Here is a 3296-nt window from a genome sequence, read left to right on the forward strand (position 1 = left end):
GGCGACGCCGCCGCCGGCGGCGACCTGGACGCCCTGCGGGCGCGGGCGCGCACCTACCTCGCCGCGGTACGGAAGTCGCCCGCGTCATGACCGCACCGGACCTGCTCACCGTCGGCGAGGCGCTGGTGTCCCTGCGCTCGGCCGGCCCGCTCGCCGCCGGGGGACCGCTGACCACGCACCTGGCCGGCGCCGAGTCCAACGTGGCGGTGGGGGTGGCCCGGCTGGGCCACCGGGCCGCGTGGGTCGGCCGGGTGAGCACCGACGAGTTCGGCGAGTACACGCTGCGGCAGTTGCGCGCCGAGGGCGTCGGTGTCGACGACGTGACCCGGGACCCCGACCGGCCGACCGGCCTGATGTTCCTGGAGCAGCGCACCGCCGACGTGACCCGGGTGCAGTACCACCGGGCCGGATCGGCCGGCTCCGCGCTGCGCGTCGACGACCTGCGGGCGCCGCTGGCCGCCGGCGCACGGACGCTGCACCTGACCGGGATCACCCCGGCGCTGTCCGACACCGCCCGGGAGGCCACCCGGTGGGCGGCCGAGGCGGCCGTCGCGGCGGGCATCCCGGTGTGCCTCGACGTCAACCACCGCGCCCGCCTCTGGTCCCGCGACACCGCCCGCAAGGTGCTCACCCCGCTGGCGGGGTACGCCTCGACCGTCATCGCCTCCGCCGACGAACTCGACCTCGTCGGCGACTCCGGGGCCGACGAGTCCACCATCGTGGCGGACCTGTTCCGGCGGGGCGTGCACACCGTCCTGGTCAAGCTGGGCGCCGACGGCGCCCGCGCGCACACCCCGGACGGGGTCGAGCACGTCGGGGCGCTGGCCGTGACCGCCGTCGACACCATCGGCGCCGGGGACGCGTTCACCGCGGGCTACCTCTCCGGCTGGTTCGACGGGCTCGACCTGGCCGGTCGGCTGCGGCGGGCGGCCACCCTCGGCGCCTTCGCGGTCTCCAGCCGGGGCGACTGCGACGGGCTGCCGCGCCGCGCCGAACTGTCCCTTCTCGACGGCCACGAGGCGGGAAGCGTCCTCCGCTAGCCGCTGCCACACTGTAGGAAGAAAGGCACCCCGTGAAGATCGTCGCAGCTGACGTCATCGTCTCCAGTCCCGACCGCAACTTCGTCACCCTGAAGATCACCACCGACGACGGCGTCACCGGCCTGGGCGACGGCACCCTCAACGGACGTGAGCTTTCCGTCGCCTCGTACCTGCGCGACCACGTCGTGCCGCTGCTGATCGGCCGGGACGCGCACCGCATCGAGGACGCCTGGCAGTTCCTCTACCGCTCGGCGTACTGGCGTCGGGGACCGGTCACGATGGCCGCCATCGCGGCGGTGGACGTGGCCCTGTGGGACATCAAGGCCAAGGCCGCCGGCATGCCGCTGTACCAGCTGCTGGGCGGGGCGTCCCGCACCGGCATCATGGCGTACGGCCACGCCTCCGGCCGGGACCTGCCGGAGCTGTTCGACTCGATCCGCCGCCACCTCGAACTCGGCTACCGCTCGATCCGCGTGCAGACCTCGGTGCCGGGCATCAACGCCGTGTACGGGGTCGCCACCCAGAGGAGCGTCGACGGCAAGCGGTACGACTACGAGCCAGCGCAGCGCACCCCGTTGCCGGCCGAGGAGGACTGGGACACCCGCTCCTACCTGCGTCATCTGCCCGGCGTCTTCGAGGCGGTCCGCAACGAGTTCGGCCCGGAGCTGCCGCTGCTGCACGACGGCCACCACCGGATGACCCCCATCCAGGCCGCCAGGCTGGGCAAGGCGCTGGAGCCGTACGACCTGTTCTGGCTGGAGGACTGCACCCCGGCGGAGAACCAGGAGGCGCTGCGGCTGGTCCGCCAGCACACCACCACGCCGCTGGCGATCGGCGAGGTCTTCAACACCGTCTGGGACTACCAGACCCTCATCCGCGAGCAGCTCATCGACTACGTCCGGTCCGCCGTCACCCATACCGGCGGCATCACGGCCATGCGCAAGCTGCTCGACTTCGCCGCCCAGTACCAGATCAAGTCCGGCATCCACGGGCCGACCGACATCTCGCCGGTCGGCATGGCCGCCGCGCTGCACCTGGACCTGGCCATCCACAACTTCGGCATCCAGGAGTACATGCAGCACGGGGCGCTCACCAACGAAGTGTTCCGGCAGTCGTTCACCTTCACCGACGGCTACCTGCACCCGGGGGAGCGGCCCGGGCTCGGCGTCGAACTGGACGAGGAGGCCGCCGCGAAGTTCCCGTACGTGCCGGCCTACCTGCCGTTCAACCGGCTCCAGGACGGCACGGTCCATGACTGGTGAGCGCCGCCCGGTCGCGCCGACGCGACACGTGGTCGTGATGGGGGTGTCCGGGGCCGGCAAGACGACCATCGCCCTGGGCATCGCCGCCCGTACCGGACTGACCTTCGCCGAGGCGGACGAGTTCCACCCGCCGGCCAACGTGGCGAGCATGCGGGCCGGGGTGCCGCTGGACGACGTTGCGCGCCTGCCCTGGCTGCGCGACCTGGCCGGGTGGATGGCCGCCCGCGCCGCCGACGGCGTCTCGACCGTGCTGGCCTGCTCGGCCCTCAAGCGGTCCTACCGCGACGTGCTCCGCCAAGGGCCGCCGAACGTCGAGTTCGTCCTGCTCGACGGGTCGGCCGACGTGATCCGGGAGCGGATGGCCCGCCGTACCGGGCACTACATGCCGGCGAGCCTGCTCGGGTCGCAGCTGGCGACCCTGGAACGGCCCCACCCGGACGAGTCGGTGCTGGTGCTCGACGTGTCGCTGACGTCGAGCGAGCTCGTCTCGGCGGCGGTCGACGGGCTCGGCCTGCCGACCGGCGTCACCGCCGGCTGGTAGGCGGCGCCCGGTCGCGCGCCCCGGCGCCGCGACCGTCCGCGCGGGCGGCCCGCTGAGTGTCATGTCTCAGTTGAACTGAGCCACACGGAGGGCTCCTGAGCTGCAGTGGCCAAACTCAGTGAGAATCCTTGAGAGAGTCATGCCTCTCATTGTCTTGGGCCGAGTACGAGCGTCGGGTCTGGAGCCTCGCACTGAAGGTCTTCCGACGTCGGGGCGAGCGCCTGGGCCACCGCCCTGCCCTGCACCTCGCGACCGGCCACCTGCCGCCGCACCGCGCTGCGCGCCGGTTTGGACGCCGCCCCGGTGGATCCCAGGCGACGAGTACGACGACAGCATGCGGGTGGACTGGGCCCGCGCCATCTGAGCACGACCCGTGTCGCGGGGGGCGGGGCCCCCCCCGCCCCCGCCCCGGGTTCGGGGCGGGCGTGGCGAGAATACACAACGAAAAACCAA

3 protein-coding genes are annotated in these 3296 nt (G+C 72.9%); all 3 read left to right on the forward strand.

Going from position 1 to position 3296, the window contains the following annotated elements; all coding sequences use genetic code 11:
* Positions 1 to 86: 86 nt before the first annotated feature.
* Genes AB0I76_RS25790 through AB0I76_RS25800 form a run of 3 tightly spaced genes read left to right on the forward strand, consistent with a single transcriptional unit; the run spans position 87 to position 2843 of the window.
* Positions 87 to 1040, forward strand: coding sequence for a sugar kinase (locus AB0I76_RS25790; RefSeq protein ID WP_357040469.1), 954 nt, complete (start codon positions 87 to 89; stop codon positions 1038 to 1040).
* 32 nt (positions 1041 to 1072) lie between these two features.
* Positions 1073 to 2302, forward strand: a complete 1230-nt coding sequence (gene manD / locus AB0I76_RS25795; RefSeq protein WP_357040472.1) for a D-mannonate dehydratase ManD — start codon at positions 1073 to 1075, stop codon at positions 2300 to 2302.
* Complete coding sequence (locus AB0I76_RS25800; RefSeq protein WP_357040475.1) at positions 2292 to 2843, forward strand: gluconokinase; 552 nt, start codon at positions 2292 to 2294, stop codon at positions 2841 to 2843. The genes manD and AB0I76_RS25800 overlap by 11 nt, the downstream gene beginning before the upstream one ends.
* Positions 2844 to 3296 lie beyond the last annotated feature (453 nt).

The sequence above is a fragment of the Micromonospora sp. NPDC049799 genome (assembly GCF_040656655.1).
In the GTDB taxonomy this organism is placed as follows: domain Bacteria; phylum Actinomycetota; class Actinomycetes; order Mycobacteriales; family Micromonosporaceae; genus Micromonospora.

Excerpts from the sequence above, each read along its gene's own strand:
- AB0I76_RS25790 (WP_357040469.1), top strand. The coding sequence starts at position 87 with ATGACCGCACCGGACCTGCTCACCGTCGGCGAGGCGCTGGTGTCCCTG.
- AB0I76_RS25800 (WP_357040475.1), top strand. The coding sequence starts at position 2,292 with ATGACTGGTGAGCGCCGCCCGGTCGCGCCGACGCGACACGTGGTCGTG.